Origin of the sequence: Chelativorans sp. M5D2P16 (assembly GCF_034427935.1) — a bacterium.
In the GTDB taxonomy this organism is placed as follows: Bacteria; Pseudomonadota; Alphaproteobacteria; order Rhizobiales; family Rhizobiaceae; genus Chelativorans.
This window is the reverse complement of sequence record NZ_JAXQNM010000012.1, coordinates 157344-179226: the sequence shown is the minus strand read 5'-3', so window position 1 is coordinate 179226 and position 21883 is coordinate 157344. Positions and strand designations below refer to the sequence as shown.

Here is a 21883-nt window from a genome sequence, read left to right as displayed (position 1 = left end):
CGACAATCCGCTCTCGATACGCGGTCAAAGTCTTGGGAGGATACGATCCCGGCGCGGAAGCCCGCAGCCGCCGTTGAGGAAACGGATGAGGATCGGACGCGTTTAGTTGCAAGGCCTGGTGCCTTGCTTTTTTTTGCCTTGAATTTCAGAAATCCGGCACGATGCGCGGGATGTCCTCGAAGCCGAAGCCCAGGACGGCCGTGAGCGTGTAATAGGCGCCGATCAGGAGAACGGTCAGCACCGTGGTGCGAATCATGGCGCGCAGCATATGCGGCCCGCGCGGCGCACTCGATTCGGTGCCGAGAACAACATCGTCTTCGTCATCCTGCGTGCGCAGCCCGAAGGGCAGCGACACGAACAGCATCAGCCACCAGGCGATGAAAAATACAGCGGCAAGGGATATCCAGGTCATTCCGCTCTCCGTTGCCCCATGGTCGCGGAGCCGGTTCACACAATAGTGCCTCGGGCGGCGATTTTAAGATGCGCACGACGCGGCGTCGGGTCACACCTGCTCGATCTCGATCAGGGTGCCGGCGAAATCCTTCGGGTGGAGGAAGAGCACCGGCTTGCCGTGTGCGCCGATTTTCGGTTCTCCATCGCCCAGCACCCGTGCGCCGTGCGCGGCCAGACGCTCGCGGGCGGCGGCGATATCATCGACCTCGTAGCAGATATGATGCATCCCGCCGACCGGACAGCGCTCCAGGAAGCGGGCGATGGGCGAATCTTCGCCCAGCGGTTCGAGCAACTCGATCCTGGTGTTGTCGAGGTCGACGAAGACGACCGTCACGCCGTGTTCGGGAAGCGGCTGTGGCTGGGAGACCGCGGCACCCAGAACGTCGCGGTAGACGGCGGTGGCATTGGCCAGATCCGGCACGGCGATGGCGACGTGATTGAGCCTGCCGAGCATCTCTCTTCCCCTATTGGGTGACGAAGACCGTCACGATCGGCTTCTTTCCCCAGGCATCGTTCGCGGCGGCGCGCACGGCGCGGCGTACCGATTCGGCCACCAGATCGAGATCCTTGCGCCGCGGCCGCGGAATGCTGGAGACGGCACCGACCGCCGCTTCCAGCATTATCTCCTCCAGCGGCTCGCCGCGCGCATTCGTCTCGGCGACACCCAGCGCGACAAGGTCGGGATCGCCGGCAAGATCGTAGCGATCGTCGAGCACGACGTTCACGGCCACATGTCCGGCGAAGGACAGCTTGCGCCTTTCGCGCACGCCGACCTCGTCATCCGTGCCGATCACTCTACCGTCCTTGAAAATGCGCCCGCAAGGCACCTGGTCGATGATTTCCGCCGCTCCCGGCGCAAGTCGCAGCATGTCGCCATTGCGCACCTGCGCCACCTCGGGAATGCCTGCCATAGCGCCAAGCGCGCCGTGGGCCACCAGATGCGCCGCCTCGCCGTGAACGGGCACCAGGATACGCGGCTTGATCCAGTCGTACATCTTCTTGAGTTCGCTGCGGCGCGGGTGGCCGGAGACGTGGACCAGCGCGTCCGTGTCCTCGATGATCTTCACGCCCTGCTCGATGAGCCGGTTCTTGATTGTGATGATCGCCTTCTCGTTGCCCGGGATCACCCGCGAGGAGAAGACCACCGTATCGCCCGGCGACAGCGCCACGTTGCGCATCTCGTCGCGCGACAGCTTGGCAAGCGCCGCGCGCGGCTCTCCCTGGCTGCCAGTACAAAGGACCACGGCGTTTTCGCGCGGGATATAGCCGAAATCCTCCTCCGTCAGGAAAGGCGGCAGGCCATCCATGTAGCCGAGTTCGGACGCCACATCGATGACGCGCTGCAGGGACCGTCCGAGCACCAGAACCTGCCGCCCGGCGTCACGCGCCGCCTCGGCGATCGAGCGGATGCGCCCGACATTGGAAGAGAAGGTGGTGACCGCGACGCGGCCCTCCGCCTTCTCGATCACCTCCTTCAGCCCGCCGGCCACGGCCTCCTCCGACGGCGATTCGCCCTCGCGCATGGCATTGGTGGAATCGCAGACGAGCGCCAGCACGCCCGCCTCGCCCAGCGCCCGGAAACGAGCCTCGTCTGTCTTAGGGCCCAACGCCGGTGCAGTATCGAGCTTCCAGTCGCCTGTATGGACGATGGTACCGACTGGAGTGGTGATCGCCAACGAAACCGGCTCGGGGATCGAGTGCGTCACGTCGATCGCCTCGATGGCGAAAGGCCCGACGGTGAAGCGTTCGCCCGCGCGGAAGATGGTGACGGGCACATCCGGCGCATTCAGTTCACCGGCGCGCCTGGCTTCCAGAAGGCCGGCCGTGAATGGCGTCATCCACACATTGGTCTTCAGGCGCGGCCAGAGGTCGAGCAGCGCCCCGTAGTGGTCCTCGTGCGCGTGGGTGATCACGATCCCGGCGAGGTTCTCCGCCTGCTTTTCGATGAACCGGATATCCGGAAGAACGAGGTCGACGCCCGGCAAGTCCGGGCCGGGAAAGGTGACACCACAATCGACGACGATCCACTTGCGCTCCTGTGGCGGCCCATAGCCGTAGAGCGCGAAATTCATTCCGATCTCGCCCACCCCGCCCAAGGGGCAAAACACCAGTTCCGGCTGCTTGGAAGCCACGTTCTCTCCCTTATGGTTCTTCACGCGCGCACGGAAGCGACGGCACCGAAATGCACGTCGCCAGCCGCTATGCGCAAACGCGTGCCGTCATCTTCACGGATAACGAACCTGCATAATTCATCGATTGTTTCAAAAACGCCCCGCACCACCCGGCCGTCGACACGCACCGAGACCTCGCCACCCAGACCTGCCGCCCGCTCGAGCCAGCGCTCGCGCACGGCCGCAAGCCCGCGACCGCCGTCCCACAGACGGACATTGTCGATCCAAGCATCCGACAGCGCCAGAAACAGCATTCCGGCGTCAAGCTTCGCGCCGAGGCTTGCGAGCGATGTGGCCGGATAGGGCACGTCTTCTGGATGGGAGGCGACGTTCACCCCGATGCCGGCGGCAAGTGCCAGCCGGCCGCCTTCGAGCGAGGTGGACTCCAGGAGAATCCCCGCCAGTTTCGCCCCGTCGGCCAAAAGGTCGTTCGGCCATTTCAGAGCAAACCGGCTGCGCCCCCTCTCCGCGCCGTCCACGCCGACCGCGACTCGCGCGTCGGGCACTGTGGCCGAGAGCGCGTCCCCCAGCGCCAGCCCGGCCACGAAGCCCAGCGTGGCCGCCGCCGCACCGTCCTGCACCTCGGATATGAGAAGCGTGGCGGCGAGATTGCCCGGCGGCGTGGCCCAGGGGCGTCCGCGCCGCCCACGGCCGCCTTCCTGCTGGGAGGCGACGACCCAGAGCCTGCCGGGATCGCCCTGGCGCGCCCTCTCCAGGGCCAGGGCATTGGTCGAGCCAACCCTTTCATGCGCCTCCAGCCGGTAGCCGGCGGCAAGAGCGGAAGGCGCGAGCGCAAACATGGATCAGAAGAAGGTCGACGCGGCGGCTTCCGCGAGGCGTCCGACAGGGCCGCCGAAGAAGACGTAGAAAAGCACGAACGCGCCTGAAAGCATCAGGACGAAGCGCAGTTCGCCCGCCATCGGCTGGAAGCCGCCCACGGATTCATCGAACCACATCACCTTGATGATGCGCAGATAGTAGTACGCGCCCACGACCGAGGCCAGAACACCGATGACGGCAAGCCAGTAAAGCTCGGCATTGATGGCGGCCAGGAAGACGTACCACTTGGCGAAGAAGCCCGCGAGCGGGGGAATGCCGGCCAGCGAAAACATGAGGATGGTCATGACGGTGGCCATCATCGGGTTAGTGCTGGCAAGCCCCGCCAGATCGTCAATCTGCTCGACATTCGTGTCGTTGCGGCGCATCGCAAGAATAAAGGCGAAGGTGCCGAGCGTCATCGCCAGATAGATCATCATGTAGATGACGACGCCGCGCACGCCTTCCGGCGAGTTGGCGGCCAGACCGACCAGTGCGTAGCCCATGTGGCCGATCGAGGAATAGGCCATCAGCCGTTTGATGTTGCGCTGGCCGATGGCCGCAAAGGCGCCGAGCAGCATCGAGGCGATGGAAATGAAGACGATGATCTGCTGCCAGTCGAAGGCGACCGGCTCGAAGGCCCCCATGGTCACGCGCACGAGCAGCGCCATTGCCGCCATCTTCGGCGCGGCGGCAAGGAACGCCGTCACCGGCGTGGGCGCCCCCTCATAGACGTCCGGCGTCCACATGTGGAACGGCACGGCCGAGATCTTGAAAGCAAGGCCCGCGAGCACGAAGACGAGCCCGAAGACGAGACCCAGCTGCCGCTCGCCGCCCGAAAGCGCGGCCGCGATCGCGTCAAATCCGGTGTTGCCGGTGAAGCCGTAGACCAGCGAAACGCCATAAAGCAGCATGCCCGAGGAAAGTGCGCCGAGAACGAAGTATTTCAGTCCCGCTTCCGTCGCCCGCACGCTGTCGCGGTTGATGGCGGCGACGACGTAAAGCGCCAGCGACTGCAACTCCAGCCCGAGATAGAGCGAGATCATGTCGTTGGCCGAGACCATCAGCATCATGCCAAGCGTGGAGAGCATGATGAGAACGGGATACTCGAACTTGTCGAACTTTTCGGCCTTGGCGAAACCGACCGACATGACGAGCGTCACCGCGGCGCCGATCAGGGTCAGGAGCTTCATGAACCGGGCGAAGGGATCGCTGACGAAAGCGCCATCGAAGGCGAACCCCTCGCTCGGGAAGATGACGAGCCAGGCGATGGCGGCCAGGAGCAGTGCGACGGCAAGCCCGGTAACGGTCGTGTTCGCACGCTCGCCGGAAAAGACGCCGATCATCAAGAGCGCCATGGCGCCCAGCGCCAGCGCCACTTCCGGAACGGCGAGGATCAGGCTCGAGGTGAGATCAAACGTCATGAGTCATCGTCCGTTCAATTGGATGTCGCGCCGGCTGCGGCCATATCGACCGACACGCTCACCTGGTTGAGCAGCGCCTCGACCGAGACAGCGGTCGCATCGAGCAGCGGCGCCGGATAGACGCCGAAGAAAATGACAAGGGCGACAAGCGGATAGAGAATGGTCTTCTCGCGCAGCGACAGGTCAGACAAGCCCTTGAGGCTCTCCTTGGTGAGCGCGCCGAAGATGACGCGCCGGTAAAGCCACAGCGCATAGGCCGCCGACAGGATCACGCCGGTGGCGGCGAAGAATGCGATCCAGGTGTTGACCTGGAATACGCCGAGCAGCGTCAGGAACTCGCCGACGAAACCACTGGTACCGGGCAGGCCCACATTAGCCATGGTGAAGACCATGAAGGCCACCGCATATTTGGGCATGTTGTTGACCAGCCCGCCATAGGCGGCGATGTCGCGCGTGTGCATGCGGTCGTAGACGACGCCAACGCACAGGAACAGCGCGCCCGAGACCAGGCCGTGGGAGATCATCTGGAAAATCGCACCCTGCACGCCCTGCTCGTTCAACGCGAAGATGCCCATGGTAACGAAGCCCATATGGGCGACGGAGGAATAGGCGATCAGCTTCTTGATGTCCTCCTGCATCAGCGCCACCAACGAGGTGTAGACGATCGCCACCACCGAGAGCGTGAAGACGAACGGCGCCAGATCGATCGAGGCAACCGGGAACATGGGCAGCGAGAAGCGCAGGAAGCCGTAGCCGCCCATCTTCAACAGGATGCCGGCCAGGATCACCGAGCCGGCCGTCGGCGCTTCCACGTGCGCATCCGGCAGCCAGGTGTGCACCGGCCACATCGGCATCTTCACCGCGAAGGAGGCGAAGAAGGCCAGCCATAGCCAATACTGCATCGGCGTCGGGAACACGTGGGTGAGGAGCGTCGGAATATCCGTCGTGCCGGCCTGCCAGAACATGGCCATCATGGCGAGCAGCATCAGGACGGAGCCGAGCAGCGTGTAGAGGAAGAACTTGAAGCTCGCATAGACGCGCCGCTTGCCGCCCCACACGCCAATGATGATGAACATCGGGATGAGGCCCGCCTCGAAGAAGACGTAGAAGAGCACGATGTCGAGGGCGCAGAAGACACCGATCATCAGCGTTTCCAGGATCAGAAACGCGATCATGTATTCCTTGACGCGATTGTCGATCGCCTCCCAGCTCGCCAGGATGCAGAACGGCATCAGGAAGGTCGTCAGGATGACGAACAACACCGAGATGCCGTCGATGCCCATGTGGTAGGAGATGCCGGCGTCCAGCCACTCGCGCTTTTCCACCATCTGGAAGCCGGGCACGGACGGATCGAAGCCGATCCACACGAAGAGCGACAGGATGAATGTGAAGACGGTCGTCAGCAGCGCGACGTTGCGGATGTTGCGGCGCGCGCCCTGCCCGTCATCCCGGATCAGCAGGATGAGAAAGGCGCCGACGAGCGGCAGGAAGGTGACCGTGGAGAGAATAGGCCAGTCGGTCATTTAGAACGAGCTCCCGAGCATCATCCAGGTCACGAGGGCGGCAATGCCGATCAGCATCGCGAAGGCGTAGTGGTAGAGGTATCCGGTCTGCATCTTGACGACCCGGTTGGTCACGTCGATCACGCGGGCGGAGATACCGTCCGGGCCGAAGCCGTCGATGAACCAGCCGTCGCCCCTCTTCCACAGGAAGTGGCCGAGGCGCTTGGTCGGCCCGACGAAAAGGAAGTCGTAGAGCTCATCGAAATACCACTTGTTGAGAAGGAAGGCATAAAGCCCCCGGTGCTGGGCCGCCAGTCGCTTCGGCGTCTCCGGCGAGCGGATGTAGAAGTGCCACGCCACTGCAAGCCCGAGCAGCATGGCCACGAAGGGCGACAGCTTCACCCACAGCGGAACGTGATGGAACTCTTCGAGGATATGGTTCTCCTGAAGGGTGAACAGCGTGCCCTTCCAGAAGTGATCGTAGTCGTGTCCGACGAAATATTCGTGGAAGACGATACCCGCGAACAGCGCACCGGCGGCCAGCAGGAAAAGCGGCACGAGCATCACCAGGGGCGACTCGTGCACGTGATGCATGACGTCGGCCGAGGCGCGCGGCTTGCCGTGGAACGTCATGAAGATGAGACGCCAGGAATAGAAGCTGGTGAAGACCGCCGCGACGACGAGCAGCACGAAGGCGATGGGCGCGACCGCGTTGTGGGCGACGAAGGACCCTTCGATGATGGCATCCTTGGAAAAGAAGCCGGCCGTGCCGAGGATGGTGCCGGGGATGCCGACACCCGTCAGCGCCAGCGTGCCGATGATCATCATCCAGTAGGTCTGCGGGATCAGCGTGCGCAGCCCGCCCATCTTGCGCATGTCCTGCTCGTCGGAGACCGCATGGATGACCGAGCCTGAACCGAGGAAGAGCAGCGCCTTGAAGAAGGCGTGTGTGAACAGGTGAAAGATGGCCGCACTGTAGAAGCCGGTACCGAGCGCCACGAACATGTAGCCGAGCTGCGAACAGGTCGAATAGGCGATGACGCGCTTGATGTCGTTCTGCACCAGGCCGACGGTGGCGGCGAAGAAGGCCGTAAAGGCGCCGACGGCGGTAACGACCGTGAGCGCGGTGGCCGAGAGTTCGAAGATCGGCGAAAGCCGCGCCACCATGAACACGCCCGCCGTCACCATGGTGGCGGCATGGATGAGCGCGGAAACGGGCGTCGGGCCTTCCATGGCGTCGGGCAGCCAGGTGTGCAGCGGCACCTGCGCGGACTTGCCCATGGCACCCAGGAAGAGAAGCAGGCAGACGACGGTGAGCGCCGCCTCCGGCATCAGCGCATAGCCGAGGAAGGTGAGCACCGGCTCGGCCGCCTCACCTGCCCCCTCGCCCGGCATGAAGGAGGCCGTGTTGGCGAAGATAGTATCGAGATTGATCGACCCGAAGAGCATGAACACGCCGAAAATGCCGAGGATGAAGCCGAAATCACCGACGCGGTTGACGATGAACGCCTTCATGGCCGCGGCATTGGCCGACGGCTTCTTGTACCAGAAGCCGATGAGCAGGTAGGAGGCCAAGCCCACGCCTTCCCAGCCGAAGAACATCTGCACCAGATTGTCCGACGTCACCAGCATCAGCATGGCGAAGGTGAAGAGCGACAGGTAGGCAAAGAAGCGCGGCCGGTGCGGATCGTGGTGCATGTAGCCGATCGAATAGACGTGCACCAATGCCGAGACGGTGTTGACCACCACCAGCATCACGGCCGTCAGCGTGTCGATCCTCAGCGCCCAGTCGACGTCGAGCGCGCCGGAGGAGATGAAGCGCATGACGGGCACGGTGAAGGCCTGGCCGTCGCCGAGCGCCATGGTGAAGAAGGCGATCCAGGACAGGACGGCCGCGATCACCAGGAAACCGGAGGTGATCCATTCGGCCCCCTTGGCACCGATGGACCGGCCGAAAAGCCCAGCAATCAGGAAGCCCGCAAGCGGCAGAAAAACGATCGCTTGATACATGAAGGTCCCCTCTCAGCCCTTCATCATGTTGATGTCTTCCACCGCGATGGAGCCGCGGTTGCGGAAGAAAACCACGAGAATGGCAAGGCCGATTGCCGCTTCTGCAGCGGCGACAGTGAGCACAAACAATGCGAAAACCTGCCCCACGAGATCGCCCAGCACTGCGGAGAAAGCGATGAAGTTCAGGTTCACCGCGAGCAGGATCAACTCGATGGACATCAGGATGATGATCACGTTCTTGCGGTTGAGAAAAATGCCGAACACGCCGAGCGTGAACAGGATGGCCGAGACGGTGAGATAATGTGCGATGCCGATTTCCATGATCCTCAGATCCCCTCGCCCGTTTCCACCTTGCGGACCTCGATGGCCGTCGCCGGGGTCCGCGCCACCTGCTCGCTGATGTTCTGCCGCTTCACATTCTCCTTGTGGCGCAGGGTGAGCACGATCGCTCCCACCATGGCCACGAGCAGGATGAGGCCTGCCACCTGGAAGAAGAAGAAGTAGTCCGTGTAGAGGATGTCGCCCAGAGCCGCCGTATTATGGCGCACCGCAATGTCCGGCGTGGGCTTGGCCACCTCCGCGGCGATTTCCGGCGAGAATGCGTAACCGCCCAGCACCACGACCAGCTCCACCGCCAGGATGAGGCCCACCAGGGCGCCGATCGGCGCATATTGCAGCGCACCGTGCTTCAGCTCGGCGAAGTCCACGTCGAGCATCATGACCACGAACAGGAAAAGCACGGCGACCGCACCCACATAGACGATGAGCATGATCATCGCCAGGAACTCGGCCCCGGTGAGGAGAAAAAGGGCGGCGGCGTTGAAGAAGGTGACGATGAGGTAGAGCACCGAATGAACGGGGTTGCGCGCGGAGATGACCATGAAGGCCGCCGCGACCGCAACGAAGGCGAAGAGGTAGAAGAAGATCGCCCCTAATCCTGTCAGCATCGATTCCCTCGGCACTTTTTCTCGTTGCCGGCGCCTGGCGTCCGGTCTGTTTCGCCGCCCTTTTGAGGCGACCTTTTCGGCATGTGTCTCTTAGACGAGCACCCCGCCCTCGTCCACTCCCGCAATCGCCGCCACCTCAGCGATAGGGTGCGTCCAGTTCGATATTGCGCGCCAGCTCGCGTTCCCAGCGGTCCCCGTTGGCCAGCAGCTTTTCCTTGTCGTAATAAAGTTCCTCGCGCGTTTCCGTCGCGAACTCGAAATTGGGCCCCTCGACGATGGCGTCCACCGGGCAGGCCTCCTGGCAAAAGCCGCAATAGATGCACTTCACCATGTCGATGTCGTAGCGCACGGTGCGCCGCGTACCGTCATTGCGGCGCGGACCGGCCTCGATGGTGATGGCCTGGGCCGGGCAGATCGCCTCGCACAGCTTGCAGGCGATGCAACGCTCCTCGCCGTTGGGATAGCGGCGCAACGCATGCTCGCCGCGGAAGCGCGGTGAGATCGGCCCCTTCTCGTGCGGGTAGTTCACCGTGTATTTCGGCGCGAAGAATTGCCGCATCGAAAGGATCACGGCGCCAACGAACTCCTTCAGGAGGAGGCTTTTCGCGGCCTGTGCAAGAGCCGACATGGTCATTCTCCAGCGAAAATGCGACGGGTCATGCCAGACCCGTCAGCTTGAGGAACGCCGCCGTCGCCGCGACCATGAAGAGCGAGATCGGCAGGAATACTTTCCAGCCAAGGCGCATGAGCTGGTCGTAGCGGTAGCGCGGCACGAACGACTTCACCAAGGCGAACATGAAGAACATGGCCACCACCTTGAGCGTGAACCAGATCACGCCCGGCACCCAGGTGAAGGGCGCGAAGTCGAATGGCGGCAGCCACCCTCCCAGGAAGAGGATGGTGGTGAGCGCGCACATCAGGACGATGGCGACATACTCGCCAAGGAAGAAGAGCAGGAAGGCCGTCGAGGAATACTCGATCATGTGGCCGGCCACGAGCTCCGATTCGGCCTCCACCAGATCGAAGGGCGGCCGGTTCGTCTCGGCAAGTGCAGAGACGAAGAAGATGATGAACATCGGAAACAGCGCCAGCCAGTGCCAGTCGAGGAAGCTGTTCGGCAGGCCGACCATGGTGCCGAGGCCATCGCGCTGCGAAAGCACGATGTCGGTCAGGTTGAGAGATCCGACGGCCAGAAGCACGGTGACGATGACGAAGCCGATGGAGACCTCGTAGGAGACCATCTGCGCGGCCGAGCGCAAGGCGCCCAGGAACGGATACTTCGAGTTCGAAGCCCAGCCGGCCATGATGACGCCATAGACCTCCAGCGAGGCGATGGCGAAGACATAGAGGATGCCGACATTGATATCGGCGATCGCCCAGCCCTCGTTGACCGGGATCACCGCCCAGGCGGCGATCGCCAGGGTAGCGGCCACGAGCGGGGCGATGAGGAAGACGCCCTTGTTGGCGCCGGAGGGAATGACCGGCTCCTTGAAGACGAATTTCAAAAGATCGGCGAAGGCCTGCAGGAGTCCCCAGGGGCCGACCACGTTCGGTCCGCGGCGCAACTGCACGGCGGCCCAGACCTTGCGATCGGCATAAAGAAGATAGGCCACACTGATCAGCAGGATGACGATGAGCGCCACCGACTGCAGGAGGATGACGAGACCCGGAAGCACATATACGCTGAAGAAGGTTTCCATCGCCATCGCCCCTACTCGGCCGCCTGTTTGAGTTCACCGCGCGCCAGGGCCGAGCACTCGGCCATCACGGCCGATGCCCGCGCGATCGGATTGGTGAGATAGAAATCCTTGATCGGCGAGGCGAACGGCGCCTTGTCGAGTTCGCCGCCCACCTTGGAAAGCTCCAGCACATCGGCCGGTGCTCCTGCCTCGACGGCATCGATCGCGGCGAGATGCGGATGATCCGCATAAAGCTTGGCGCGCAGCGCGGGCAGCGAATCGAAGGGCAGCTTGTGGCCCAGAACGTCCGACAGCGCGCGCAGGATCGCCCAGTCCTCCTTGGCGTCTCCCGGGGCGAACCCGGCGCGGTTGGTCATCTGCACGCGGCCCTCCGTGTTCACATAGGTGGTGGACTTTTCCGTATAGGTGGCGGCGGGCAGGATAACGTCGGCGCGGTGGGCGCCGGCATCGCCATGGGTACCGATATAGACCGTGAAGGCGTCGCCGGTGGCGTTCATGTCGATCTCGTCGGCACCGAGCAGGAAGAGCACGTCCATCGCACCCATCATGCCGACGACATCCTTGCCGCCTTCGCCCGGCACGAAGCCGAGGTCGAGACCGCCGACACGCGCGGCTGCCGTATGCAGCACTGCGAATCCATTCCAGTCCGCCGTCACGGCGCCCACGGCATTGGCGAGCTTCGCCGCCTGACCCAGCACGCCGCGTCCGTCGGGACGGGCGAGCGCTCCCTGCCCGACGATGACCATCGGGCGCTTCGCCTTCTTCAGCGTCGAGAAAAACCTGCCCTTGCCGCCGGCCAGTTCGGCGAGCGTCTCCGGGCCGGCACCGAGGTGCTCATAGTCGTAGCGCAGGTCCGCCGCCTCGCCGACGACGCCGATCGGGAACTCCCCCATGCGCCAGCGCTTGCGGATGCGGGCATTGAGCACCGAAGCCTCGAAACGGGGATTGGCGCCGACAATGATCAGCGCGTCGGCCTCGTCGATGCCTTCAATGGTGGGATTGAAGACATAGCTTGCGCGGCCGAGCGCCGGGTCGAGCGCAGTGCCGTCCTGCCGGCAGTCGAGATTGGGAGAGCCGAGCGACTGCATCAGCAGCTTCAGCGCATACATCTCCTCGACACCGGCCAGATCACCGGCAATCGCGCCGATCTTCTCCGGCGCCGCCTTGGCCACTGCCTTCCTGACCGCGTCGAAAGCCTCCGGCCAGGTGGCCGGCTCAAGGCGCCTGCCCTTGCGCACATAGGGCCGGTCGAGGCGCTGGGTCCTGAGGCCGTCCCATACGAAGCGCGTCTTGTCGGAGATCCACTCCTCGTTCACCGCCTCGTTGACGATGGGCATGATGCGCATCACCTCGCGGCCGCGCGCATCGACGCGAATGGCCGAGCCGACCGCGTCCATCACGTCGACGGACTGGGTTTTCGACAGTTCCCAGGGTCGCGCCTGAAAAGCGTAAGGTTTCGACGTCAGGGCGCCGACGGGGCAAAGGTCGATCACATTGCCCTGGAGCTCCGACGTCATCGCCTGCTCCAGATACGTGGTGATCTCCATGTCCTCGCCGCGGCCCGTGGCGCCGAGCTCGGAAATGCCGGCCACCTCGGTGGTGAAGCGGACGCAGCGCGTGCAATGGATGCAGCGCGTCATGATCGTCTTGACCAGCGGGCCGATATACTTGTCCTCGACGGCGCGCTTGTTCTCGTGGAAACGCGAGGAGTCGACGCCATAGGCCATGGCCTGGTCCTGCAGGTCGCACTCGCCCCCTTGATCGCAGATGGGGCAATCGAGCGGGTGGTTGATGAGCAGGAACTCCATCACCCCCTCGCGCGCCTTCTTCACCATCGGCGTCTTGGTAAAGATTTCCGGCGGCTCGCCGTTGGGGCCCGGGCGCAAGTCCCGCACACCCATGGCGCAGGAGGCAGCCGGCTTCGGCGGTCCGCCCTTCACCTCAACCAGGCACATGCGGCAGTTGCCGGCGACGGACAGCCGCTCATGGAAGCAGAAGCGCGGAATCTCGGCCCCCGCCTCCTCCGCAGCCTGCAGCAGCGTGTAGTGATCGGGAACCTCGATCTCCGTGCCGTCGACTTTCAACTTAGCCATTATCGCCGTCCGCTAACTGTTTGCTCGCGCGAGCAAAACCCTTTGTGGTTCTTCTTATTCCGCCGCCACCAGCGCGGGCTCCGCGCGGTGGGCATTGCGGGTGAACTCGTCTATGCGCCGCTCGATCTCCGGGCGGAAATGCCGGATCAGGCCCTGGATCGGCCAGGCCGCCGCATCGCCCAGCGCGCAGATCGTGTGGCCCTCCACCTGCTTGGTGACGTCGAGCAGCATGTCGATCTCATGGCGGTGCGCCTCGCCGCGCACGAGCCGCTCCATCACGCGCCACATCCAGCCCGTGCCCTCGCGGCAGGGCGTGCACTGGCCGCAGCTTTCATGCTTGTAGAAATAGGAGAGCCGGGCGATCGCCTTCACGATGTCGGTGGATTTATCCATGACGATGACCGCCGCTGTGCCGAGACCGGACTTCAGGTCACGCAAACTGTCAAAGTCCATCGGCGCGTCGATGATCTGCTCGGCCGGAACCAGCGGCACCGACGAGCCGCCGGGAATGACCGCCAGCAGATTGTCCCAGCCGCCGCGAATACCACCGCAATGGCGTTCGATGAGCTCGCGGAAGGGAATCGACATCTCCTCTTCGACCGTACACGGGTTTTCCACGTGGCCGGAGATGCAGAAAAGCTTGGTGCCGGCGTTGTTCTCGCGGCCGAAGGAGGAGAACCAGGAAGCGCCGCGGCGCAGGATCGTCGGCGCGACCGCGATCGATTCCACGTTGTTGACGGTTGTCGGGCAACCGTAAAGCCCGACATTGGCCGGGAACGGGGGCTTGAGCCGCGGCTGACCCTTCTTGCCCTCGAGGCTTTCCAAAAGCGCGGTCTCCTCGCCGCAGATATAGGCGCCGGCGCCGTGATGGACGATGACGTCGAAATCCCAGCCGTTCTTGTTGTCCTTGCCGAGGAGCCCCGCCTCGTAACACTCGTCGATCGCCGCCTGCAGCGCCTCGCGCTCGCGGATGAACTCGCCGCGCACATAGATGTAGGCGGCGTGCGCGCCCATGGCGAACCCGGCGACGAGGCAGCCCTCGACCAGTGTGTGCGGGTCGTGGCGCATGATGTCCCGATCCTTGCAGGTACCGGGCTCCGATTCGTCGGCATTGACGACCAGATAGTGCGGCCGGCCGTTGGACTCCTTCGGCATGAAGGACCATTTCAACCCCGTCGGGAAACCTGCGCCGCCGCGGCCACGCAGGCCGGAGGCCTTCATCTCGTTGAGGATCCAGTCCCGGCCCTTGTCCAGGATGGCCCTGGTGTTGTCCCAGTGGCCACGCGCCATGGCACCCTTCAACGAACGGTCGAACCGGCCGTAGATATTGGTGAAGATGCGATCCTTGTCTTCCAGCATCTTTCTCTCCTTAGCGCGGCTTCTTGCCGAATACGCGCTCGTATTCGGCGGCACCGCCCTTGGCGAGCGCCTTGGCCTGTTTCACCCAGTCGTCGCGCTCGATCCGACCCTTGAAGCGCAGATAGGAATCCACCCATTCGCGCTCCGCCTTCTTCCACTTGGCGATCTGCGCGTAGGTGTAAATTCCCAGATCATTGAGAATGCCCTCGATCTTCGGGCCGACGCCGGAGATCATCTTCAGATCGTCGGGCCGTTCGGGCCGCTCTATTCCCTGCGGCCTGTCCTTGTCGCTCTTCGGCGCGGGTGCCCTTTCAGGCGATTCGGGACCGCGTTCGGTCGCCGGCGCGGCCTTGGCCTTCTTCAGCCTTGGCGAGCGTAGCGCCGGCTCCTCCGAATGCGCATGATCGCTGTGCTTGCGGCCGCGCCCGGAAAGCTCGGCCTCCTCGGCCACGCGGTCCGCCTGGACCTCGTCCTGGCGCGGCGGTGTCACACTGGCACGCTTCTCGCCGTTGCTGCGGGTCTTTTCGGGTGAAGGCGACTTGATTGCCGCATCCGTCACCATCGCCCCGGTGCGCGGCCGGCCAGCGCGCGAGGGCGGTACATGGGCTTCGCCTTTGCGGCTGCGCCCCTCGCCCGAACCGCCGGCGCTGGGGAACTTGATGATGGCGCTTTCGTCGGTCAGCGTGGTAAAGCCGGATGCCGGCGCCGAGGTGAAACGCTCGACCTGCGATCCGGGCTCGACGGTATCGCCCTTGCCGGCTTCGAAGGCGTCGATGATCTCTTCCAGGCGCTCCGGCGTCAGATCCTCGTACGTGTCCTTGAAGATCATCACCATGGGCGCGTTGACGCAGGCGCCCTGGCACTCGACCTCCTCCCAGGAGAGCGTGCCCTCTTCGTTCGTCTTGAACGGCTCAGGATTGATCTTCTTCTTGCAAACGTCGATCAGGTCGCCCGCGCCGCGCAGCATGCAGGGCGTGGTGCCGCACACCTGGACATGAGCGCGCGTGCCAACGGGCTCGAGCTGGAACTGGGTGTAGAAGGTTGCGACCTCCAGGACGCGGATCAGCGGCATGTCGAGCATCTCGGCGACATGCTCGACCGCGGCGCGGGTCACCCAGCCCTCCTGCTCCTGGGCACGCATGAGAAGCGGAATGACGGCCGAATATTGCCGTCCCTTGGGATATTTCTTGATCGTCTCCTTCGCCCAGGCCTTGTTCTCCCTGGTGAAGGCAAAGCCTGAGGGCTGGATGGCTTCGTCTGCGAGACGGCGGACTGACATTATCTGTCTACCTCACCAAAAACGATGTCGAGGGAGCCAAGCACGGCGGCGACGTCGGCCAGAAGATGGCCCCGGCACATGAAATCCATTGCCTGGAGATGGGCAAAGCCCGGTGCGCGCAGCTTGCAGCGGTAGGGCTTGTTGGTGCCGTCGGAGACCAGGTACACGCCGAATTCGCCTTTCGGCGCCTCGACCGCCGCATACACCTCGCCGGCCGGCACGTGATAGCCCTCCGTGTAGAGCTTGAAGTGATGGATGAGCGCCTCCATGGAGCGCTTCATCGCCCCACGCTTGGGCGGCACCACCTTTCCGTCCTCATTGGAGACGGGACCGACGCGCTGCTTGCCGAGGAGCTGCTCGACGCACTGGCGCATGATCTTCGCCGACTGGCGCATCTCTTCCATCCGGATGAGATAGCGGTCGTAATTGTCACCGTTCTTGCCGACCGGGATGTCGAAATCCAATTGCCGATAGCACTCGTAGGGCTGGCTCTTGCGCAGGTCCCAGGCCGCGCCCGACCCGCGCACCATCACGCCGGAGAAGCCCCAGGCCCACGCATCCTCGAGGCTGACGACGCCGATATCCACGTTGCGCTGCTTGAAGATGCGGTTTTCCGTCAGCAGTTCGTCGAGATCGTCGAGGGTCTTGAAGAACGGATCGATCCACTTGCCGATATCCTCGACGAGCTTTTCGGGCAGGTCCTGATGCACGCCGCCAGGCCGGAAATAGGCCGCATGCATGCGCGAGCCGGAGGCGCGCTCGTAGAAGACCATCAGCTTCTCGCGTTCCTCAAAGCCCCAGAGCGGCGGCGTGAGCGCGCCGACATCCATGGCCTGCGTGGTGACGTTCAAGAGATGGTTCAGAATACGGCTGATCTCGGAATAGAGCACGCGGATGAGCTGTCCGCGGATCGGCACGTCGATCTCCAGAAGCTTTTCGATCGCCAACGCGAAGGCATGCTCCTGGTTCATCGGCGCGACGTAGTCGAGCCGGTCGAAATAGGGGATCGCCTGCAGATAGGTCTTGTGCTCGATCAGCTTCTCGGTGCCTCGGTGCAGAAGCCCGATATGCGGATCGACCCGCTCCACCACCTCGCCGTCGAGCTCCAGCACCAGGCGCAAAACACCATGCGCGGCGGGATGCTGCGGGCCGAAGTTGATGTTGAAGTTGCGGACTTGCGTCTCAGGCATTTCCGGAGTCCTGTTTGGCGGTGAAGGCCGCAATGACCTCCGCTCCCGTCATTTTCTTGGTATCGTTCGCGAAGGCGTAGTTGGCGGGCTTTTCATCGACGAATATCTCCGACACGAATGCAAACGCGTCCGGGTCCTCGAATGCATGGATCGACACGGCGGCACGGTCACCGCCGACACCGCGCCAGAACAGCGATGAGCCGCACTTGCGGCAAAAACCCCGCTCGCCCCAGTCCGAGGAGCGGTAAATGGCCGGTTCCTCACCGACGATTTGCAGACCTTCGCATTCAACCGCCATGAAAGTCCCGCCCGACCAGCGCCGGCACATGCCGCAATGGCATACGCCCATTTGATGTTCGAGCGGTGTCGCCTCGAAGCGCACCGCGCCGCACAGGCACCGACCGTTCAGCTTTGCGTTCTTGCCCATCACGCAGCCTCAGTTCGCCTTCTCATCGCCGGGCAGGACGTAATCCGTCCCCTCCCAGGGCGAGAGGAAATCGAAGTTGCGGAACTCCTGGCGCAGCTCCACCGGTTCGTAGATGACTCGCCGGGCATCCCCGTCATAGCGCACCTGCACGAAGCCGGTGAGCGGGAAGTCCTTCCTGAGAGGATGCCCCTCGAAGCCGTAGTCCGTCAGGATGCGGCGCAGGTCCGGGTGGTCGGAGAAAAGGACGCCGTAGAGATCGTAAATCTCGCGCTCGTACCAGTCTGCCGCCGGAAACACCTCGACCACCGAAGGCACCGGCGTGTCCTCGTCCGTCGACACCTTCACGCGGATACGCTGGTTCTGGCGCGGCGAGAGAAGGTGATAGACGATCTCGAAGCGCTTGTCGCGCTCGGGATAGTCGACGCCCGAGATATCGACGAAGGCGAAGAACTGGCACTGAACGTCCGTCTTCAGGAAGTTCAGCACGTCGATGATGTCGCCCGGCTCCACGAACAGCGTCAACTCGCCATAGGCGACCATCGCATCCTGGATCTGGGCGTCGAGCTTCTCGGTAATGTAAGCCGCAAGGTCCTTCAGCGCTTCGCTCATGGCTCGCTCCTACCGTTCGATCGTGCCGGCACGGCGGATCTTCTTCTGTAGAAGAAGAATGCCGTAGAGCAGCGCTTCCGCGGTCGGCGGACAGCCCGGCACGTAGATGTCGACGGGCACGATGCGGTCGCAGCCGCGCACCACCGAATAGGAATAGTGGTAGTAGCCGCCGCCGTTCGCGCAGGAGCCCATGGAGATGACGTAGCGGGGCTCCGGCATCTGGTCGTAAACCTTACGCAGCGCCGGCGCCATCTTGTTGGTCAGCGTGCCGGCGACGATCATCACGTCGGACTGGCGCGGGGAAGCGCGCGGGGCGACGCCGAAGCGCTCGGCGTCGTAGCGCGGCATGGAGACGTGCATCATCTCCACCGCGCAGCAGGCGAGCCCGAAGGTCATCCACATGAGCGAACCGGTGCGCGCCCAGGTGATCAGCGCCTCGGACGAGGTGACGAGAAAGCCCTTGTCGGTCAGCTCTTCGTTGATGGAGCCGTAAAAGGGGTCGTCCTTGCCGACCGGGTTGCCCGTATTCGGGTCGATGATGCCGCGGGGCGCGGGCGCGACGAGCGTGTCGTTCAATCCCATTCCAGCGCTCCCTTCTTCCATTCATAGATAAAGCCGATCGTCAGCACGCCCAGGAAGATCATCATGGACCAGAAGCCGAACCAGCCGATTTCGCCGAAGGACACCGCCCAGGGAAACAGGAACGCCACCTCGAGATCGAAGATGATGAAGAGGATGGCGACCAGGTAGAAGCGCACATCGAACTTCATGCGCGCATCGTCGAAGGCGTTGAAGCCGCACTCATAGGCGGACAGCTTCTCCGGGTCGGGGTTGCGGTAGGCGACGATGAACGGGGCGATGATCAGCACCGTACACAATCCCAGCGCGACCGCGAGGAAGATGATGATGGGTAGATATGAACTCAAGAGATCGTTCATCGTCCGACTTTCCGTTGCCCGCGTGAGGCGAGGCTCCGTACTGGGCGCATAACACCACCGCCGGCGGCCCGCAGCGCGGCAAGGCCCTTGTTGCAACGCGGCGAGGGTTAGCGCAGGCGGTCAGGGGACGCAAGTCAAACCTTGGCAAGAATGGGGCATGGTATGCCCCTTACCCGCAAGGACCGAACCCCGCCTGCCCGCCCCCTGAAGCCAGCGGATATCCCCCATGTAGGAATATTTACATGCGCCGTGAAGCCTCCCTCCGCGGGTTATCCAGAAAATGTCAGCAGTGAAGACGTGGAACGGGCCAAACGGGTGGCCGGTCCGGCGCCGGAACGCTAGCCTGCGCGCGAAGTCGACAAGGGAGGTGGAAGATCCGTGCCAAACGGTGAGAGGCTGACACAACGGCATGTGCGACGAATTGTCCTCGCCGCGCAAGGCTTTGGCGATCGACGACCGAAAGGCCTGGTGGAGCGGCGGCACATGATGCGCGTGCTGGGCCGCATCGGGCTCTTCCAGATCGATTCGGTCAATGTGGCCACCCGCGCGCACACCATGCCGCTCTTCTCGCGTCTGGGGCCCTACCGCACCAGCCTGTTGGAGCGTGGCGCCGCGCGCCGGCCGCGTGTCCTGTTCGAATACTGGGCACACGAGGCATCCCTCCTGCCCGTCGAGACGCAACCGCTCCTGCGCTGGCGCATGGAGCGCGCGGCCGACGGCAAGGGAATCTACGGCGGCCTCGCCCGCTTCGGATGCGAGCGGCGTGCCTTCATCGACGAGGTGCTGGCCGAGGTCGCCCGCCGCGGTCCCCTCGCCGCCTCCGACATCGACGGGCACACGGGCACTTCCGGCTGGTGGCAGTGGAGCGACGCCAAGCGCGCGCTCGAATGGCTCTTCTGGGCGGGACACGTCACGACGCATTCGCGCAAGCCTAGCTTCGAGCGGCTCTATGACCTGCCCGAGCGGGTGCTGCCGCCGGAGATCCTCGCCACGCCCACCCCCGCGCCCGAGGACGCCATGCGCGGGCTCGTCGAGATCGCGGCGCGGGCGCTCGGCGTCGGCACGGCAAGCGACCTGCGCGACTATTTCCGCCTGCCGCCGGCCGATTGCCACGCCCGTATCGAGGAGCTGGTGGAAGCCGACACGCTCGTGCCCGTCGCGGTGAAGGGCTGGCCGCAGCAGGCCTATATGCATCGCGAAGCACGCCTGCCGAGAAAGGTTCGCGCGCGGGCGCTGCTCGCCCCCTTCGATCCGCTCGTCTGGGAACGCGCGCGCACGGAGCGCCTGTTCGACTTCCGCTACCGCATCGAGATCTATACGCCCGCCGAGAAGCGGGTCTACGGCTATTACGTCTTCCCCTTCCTCCTGGACGAAGGGCTCGTCGCGCGCGTCGATCTCAAGGCCGACCGTCAGCGGGGCGTCTTGCGCGTGCAGGCTGCCCATGCCGAGCCAGGCGCCCCGCCCGAAACGGCGGCGGAGCTGCGGGCGGCGTTGTCGGAAATGGCCTCATGGCTCGGCCTCAAGCGCGTGGAGATCGGCGAGCGAGGCGACCTTGCGGGCACGCTGAAGGCGGCTGAGGAATTGAATCGTCTTGACGTGGATCTGGAAACCCGTTGATGAGATCTTTCCGTTAAGGTGCCCGGGATTTCAGGGGGCGATTGTCCTTTGTAAGGAGTAGAATCGATGTTCGCCCGTGCCCTTTCCCTTCTTCTCCTCCTCGCCCCGAGCGCGGCCGCGCAGCCGCTCGAATGCAGCGACATCACCGGGAGCGTGTTCGAGGACCGCAACGGCAACGGCTATCAGGATCCCGGCGAGCCGGGCCTGCCCGGCGTGCGGCTTGCCACCGTCTCCGGCCTGCTCGTCAGCACGGATGCCAAGGGGCGGTTCCACATCGCCTGCCCACAGGCCCCAGGCGGCCCCTTCGGCTCGGCCTTCGTGCTGAAGCTCGACACGCGGACGCTCCCCACGGGCTATCGCGTGACCACCGAGAATCCGCGCATGGTGCGCCTGACCCGCGGCAAGGTCACCCACCTCGCCTTCGGCGTCAGCCTCAAGCGCTAACACCTCGGCCTGAAAACGAGAATCGATGTTCGGAAAACACAACCTGCAGGTTCGGCGCAGACAGGGCTTTGTGCGCCCACGCGGGCGTACGGCACTGGAGGGCCACGCTGCCCGAGATAATCTCACTTTGGAAGGAAATGGCGCGAGTGACGGGGCTCGAACCCGCGACCTCCGGCGTGACAGGCCGGCACTCTAACCAACTGAGCTACACCCGCGCGACCGACGCCGCTGATTTGCGTGGCGTCGTGGCGGTCACTTAGGCGCTTCCTGATGCCCTGTCAAGCAGGTCCAAGGTGCTTTGCTGGCTGAATTCACACGGACGATGCCGACGCGCGATTTCCGCTTGCGATCGGACCACGAACCGCCTAAACGGACGGGCTTGAGAGCCGGCCGTCCGGCCGGCACCGCGACCCTGGGGCGATTAGCTCAGCTGGTAGAGCGCTTCGTTTACACCGAAGATGTCGGGAGTTCGAGTCTCTCATCGCCCACCACAATCTCGCACCCTGCTGCCAACCACGGCACGCTTCACCCCTCTCCCCCAGAACGCAGAAAAGCCGGGTCGAAGCCCGGCTTTCCTTGAACAGATCCTGTCGGGCGATCAGTTGATCGCGTCTTTCAGGCCCTTGCCGGCGGAGAATTTCGGTACGTTGCGGGCCGGAATCTGAACCTCGGCGCCGGTCTGCGGGTTGCGGCCCGTGGTGGCCTCGCGCCGCGAGACGCTGAAATTGCCGAAGCCGACAAGCCGGACGTCGCCCCCCTTCTTCAGCTCGCCCGTGATGACGGAAAAAACCGCGTCGACTGCGGACTGCGCATCGCCCTTGGAGATGCCGGCCTGGTCAGCCACGGCGGATACCAGCTCGTTCTTGTTCATAAACAACAAACCCCTTCTTGATAACGGCCGGAG

At 63.9% G+C, this 21883-nt stretch carries 22 protein-coding genes and 2 tRNA genes; 3 read left to right on the top strand and 21 right to left on the bottom strand.

Annotated elements, in window-relative coordinates:
• Nucleotides 1-145: 145 nt before the first annotated feature.
• The 19 genes from SIN08_RS06640 to SIN08_RS06550 all read right to left on the bottom strand — a co-directional run bounded on the left by SIN08_RS06640 (nt 146) and on the right by SIN08_RS06550 (nt 18918).
• Complete coding sequence (locus SIN08_RS06640; protein WP_322450787.1) at nt 146-412, bottom strand: DUF1467 family protein; 267 nt, start codon at nt 410-412, stop codon at nt 146-148.
• 90 nt (nt 413-502) lie between these two features.
• On the bottom strand, nt 503-907 hold the full coding sequence (mce, locus tag SIN08_RS06635) for a methylmalonyl-CoA epimerase (protein ID WP_322450786.1): 405 nt from the start codon (nt 905-907) through the stop codon (nt 503-505).
• Between the two features lie 10 nt (nt 908-917).
• Nucleotides 918-2525: a ribonuclease J gene (locus tag SIN08_RS06630; RefSeq protein ID WP_322450905.1), complete on the bottom strand. Its 1608-nt coding sequence runs from the start codon at nt 2523-2525 to the stop codon at nt 918-920.
• A gap of 80 nt (nt 2526-2605) precedes the next feature.
• Nucleotides 2606-3424, bottom strand: a complete 819-nt coding sequence (locus tag SIN08_RS06625) for a biotin--[acetyl-CoA-carboxylase] ligase (RefSeq protein WP_322450785.1) — start codon at nt 3422-3424, stop codon at nt 2606-2608.
• A gap of 3 nt (nt 3425-3427) precedes the next feature.
• On the bottom strand, nt 3428-4864 hold the full coding sequence (gene nuoN / locus SIN08_RS06620; RefSeq protein WP_322450784.1) for an NADH-quinone oxidoreductase subunit NuoN: 1437 nt from the start codon (nt 4862-4864) through the stop codon (nt 3428-3430).
• A gap of 14 nt (nt 4865-4878) precedes the next feature.
• Nucleotides 4879-6387: an NADH-quinone oxidoreductase subunit M gene (locus SIN08_RS06615; protein ID WP_322450783.1), complete on the bottom strand. Its 1509-nt coding sequence runs from the start codon at nt 6385-6387 to the stop codon at nt 4879-4881.
• Nucleotides 6388-8376, bottom strand: a complete 1989-nt coding sequence (nuoL, locus tag SIN08_RS06610; RefSeq protein ID WP_322450782.1) for an NADH-quinone oxidoreductase subunit L — start codon at nt 8374-8376, stop codon at nt 6388-6390. It abuts the gene before it with no gap.
• A 12-nt stretch (nt 8377-8388) separates the two neighbouring features.
• The gene (gene nuoK / locus SIN08_RS06605; RefSeq protein ID WP_322450781.1) at nt 8389-8697 is read right to left on the bottom strand and encodes an NADH-quinone oxidoreductase subunit NuoK; all 309 of its coding nucleotides are present in this window, start codon (nt 8695-8697) and stop codon (nt 8389-8391) included.
• Nucleotides 8698-8702: 5 nt separating this feature from the next.
• Nucleotides 8703-9323 carry an NADH-quinone oxidoreductase subunit J gene (locus tag SIN08_RS06600; RefSeq protein WP_322450780.1) on the bottom strand — a complete coding sequence of 207 codons (621 nt, stop codon included), beginning with the start codon at nt 9321-9323 and terminating at the stop codon, nt 8703-8705.
• A gap of 136 nt (nt 9324-9459) precedes the next feature.
• A complete protein-coding gene (nuoI, locus tag SIN08_RS06595; protein ID WP_322450779.1) occupies nt 9460-9951 on the bottom strand; it encodes an NADH-quinone oxidoreductase subunit NuoI in 492 nt (163 codons plus the stop codon).
• A gap of 28 nt (nt 9952-9979) precedes the next feature.
• The gene (nuoH, locus tag SIN08_RS06590) at nt 9980-11023 is read right to left on the bottom strand and encodes an NADH-quinone oxidoreductase subunit NuoH (protein ID WP_322450778.1); all 1044 of its coding nucleotides are present in this window, start codon (nt 11021-11023) and stop codon (nt 9980-9982) included.
• 11 nt (nt 11024-11034) lie between these two features.
• Complete coding sequence (gene nuoG / locus SIN08_RS06585) at nt 11035-13116, bottom strand: NADH-quinone oxidoreductase subunit NuoG (RefSeq protein ID WP_322450777.1); 2082 nt, start codon at nt 13114-13116, stop codon at nt 11035-11037.
• A gap of 54 nt (nt 13117-13170) precedes the next feature.
• Nucleotides 13171-14475: an NADH-quinone oxidoreductase subunit NuoF gene (gene nuoF, locus SIN08_RS06580; protein WP_322450776.1), complete on the bottom strand. Its 1305-nt coding sequence runs from the start codon at nt 14473-14475 to the stop codon at nt 13171-13173.
• A 10-nt stretch (nt 14476-14485) separates the two neighbouring features.
• Nucleotides 14486-15754 carry an NADH-quinone oxidoreductase subunit E gene (locus SIN08_RS06575; RefSeq protein WP_322450775.1) on the bottom strand — a complete coding sequence of 423 codons (1269 nt, stop codon included), beginning with the start codon at nt 15752-15754 and terminating at the stop codon, nt 14486-14488.
• On the bottom strand, nt 15754-16944 hold the full coding sequence (locus SIN08_RS06570; RefSeq protein WP_322450774.1) for an NADH-quinone oxidoreductase subunit D: 1191 nt from the start codon (nt 16942-16944) through the stop codon (nt 15754-15756). Before SIN08_RS06570 ends, SIN08_RS06575 begins: the two co-directional genes overlap by 1 nt.
• A complete protein-coding gene (locus SIN08_RS06565; protein WP_322450773.1) occupies nt 16937-17371 on the bottom strand; it encodes a GFA family protein in 435 nt (144 codons plus the stop codon). The genes SIN08_RS06570 and SIN08_RS06565 overlap by 8 nt, the downstream gene beginning before the upstream one ends.
• A gap of 9 nt (nt 17372-17380) precedes the next feature.
• Entirely contained in the window at nt 17381-17980 is a 600-nt protein-coding gene (locus tag SIN08_RS06560; protein ID WP_322450772.1) for an NADH-quinone oxidoreductase subunit C, read from the bottom strand.
• Between the two features lie 9 nt (nt 17981-17989).
• A complete protein-coding gene (locus SIN08_RS06555) occupies nt 17990-18562 on the bottom strand; it encodes a NuoB/complex I 20 kDa subunit family protein (RefSeq protein WP_322450771.1) in 573 nt (190 codons plus the stop codon).
• Nucleotides 18553-18918 (bottom strand): NADH-quinone oxidoreductase subunit A, encoded by a 366-nt coding sequence (locus tag SIN08_RS06550; protein ID WP_322450770.1) that lies wholly within the window; start codon nt 18916-18918, stop codon nt 18553-18555. Before SIN08_RS06550 ends, SIN08_RS06555 begins: the two co-directional genes overlap by 10 nt.
• 492 nt (nt 18919-19410) lie before the next feature.
• On the opposite strand from SIN08_RS06550, the gene SIN08_RS06545 reads away from it, so the two are divergent.
• A complete protein-coding gene (locus SIN08_RS06545; RefSeq protein WP_322450904.1) occupies nt 19411-20535 on the top strand; it encodes a winged helix-turn-helix domain-containing protein in 1125 nt (374 codons plus the stop codon).
• 66 nt (nt 20536-20601) lie between these two features.
• Nucleotides 20602-20979, top strand: coding sequence for a hypothetical protein (locus SIN08_RS06540; protein WP_322450769.1), 378 nt, complete (start codon nt 20602-20604; stop codon nt 20977-20979).
• Between the two features lie 138 nt (nt 20980-21117).
• Here the strand turns inward: SIN08_RS06540 and SIN08_RS06535 are convergent.
• Nucleotides 21118-21194: transfer RNA gene (locus tag SIN08_RS06535), tRNA-Asp, on the bottom strand.
• Between the two features lie 200 nt (nt 21195-21394).
• On the opposite strand from SIN08_RS06535, the gene SIN08_RS06530 reads away from it, so the two are divergent.
• Nucleotides 21395-21470, top strand: a tRNA-Val gene (locus tag SIN08_RS06530).
• Between the two features lie 107 nt (nt 21471-21577).
• Here the strand turns inward: SIN08_RS06530 and hupB are convergent.
• Nucleotides 21578-21850: a DNA-binding protein HupB gene (gene hupB, locus SIN08_RS06525; RefSeq protein WP_322450768.1), complete on the bottom strand. Its 273-nt coding sequence runs from the start codon at nt 21848-21850 to the stop codon at nt 21578-21580.
• Between the last annotated feature and the right edge of the window lie 33 nt (nt 21851-21883).